1 rRNA gene is annotated in these 291 nt (G+C 64.6%); it reads left to right on the top strand.

The window, feature by feature from the left end:
• Nucleotides 1-216: 216 nt before the first annotated feature.
• Nucleotides 217-291, top strand: a 5S ribosomal RNA gene (gene rrf, locus ACLBX9_RS03220); the annotation flags it as partial.

The following is a 291-nucleotide window of genomic DNA, read 5'->3' as shown; positions in this document are numbered from 1 at the left end:
CGCGGCGACGCGTTGAGCCGACCGGTACTAATCGCCCGACAGGCTTGATCGCTCCCGTGATCCGTGTCCGGACTGGTTCGGCAGCCGCAAGGCTGGCGAAGCCAGAGACACACGCAACAAGAAGACCCGCAGCAGACGCTGCATGCTTGCCGAACACAGCACTCGCCGTCGCAGCACCCTGCGAAGGCCAGTCCGAAAACAATTGCGATGCGCCGGTCTGGTGGCCTGAGCGGCGTGCCCAGAACCCGATCCCATCTCGAACTCGGCCGTTAAACACGCCAGCGCCCATGG

It is taken from the genome of Methylobacterium sp. A49B (genome assembly GCF_053346215.1).
Note: the sequence above shows the minus strand (reverse complement) of the source record. Positions and strands in the feature narration are given on the sequence as shown.